This is a genomic window from Streptomyces sp. P17 (genome assembly GCF_032436805.1).
In the GTDB taxonomy this organism is placed as follows: Bacteria; Actinomycetota; Actinomycetes; order Streptomycetales; family Streptomycetaceae; genus Streptomyces.
In genome coordinates this window covers 1-238 of the sequence record NZ_JAVRBF010001439.1, presented here as the reverse complement: position 1 = coordinate 238, position 238 = coordinate 1, and the positions used below count along the sequence as shown (strand labels likewise).

1 pseudogene is annotated in these 238 nt (G+C 38.2%); it reads right to left on the bottom strand.

Features of this window, described 5'->3' with window-relative positions:
• Positions 1-154, bottom strand: a pseudogene (locus RMT89_RS45270) (transcriptional regulator NrdR); the annotation flags it as partial.
• Positions 155-238 lie beyond the last annotated feature (84 nt).

The following is a 238-nucleotide window of genomic DNA, read 5'->3' as shown; positions in this document are numbered from 1 at the left end:
CAACTAATAATGGCGCTCTTTCTAATCGTTCAAATGTCGTAAAACGAAATTGGCAGGATTCACACTCTCTACGACGGCGAATCGCTCTGCCTTCATCAGCAGGTCGACTATCTACTACTCTAGAGCCATTGTATTGGCACTTGGGACATTGCATATAGTTGCTCCTTTTCTATGATTATTGTAATTAAAGGGATTTATTGTTGGGTTTTACAGACAATGATATAATAAACTGTAAAAC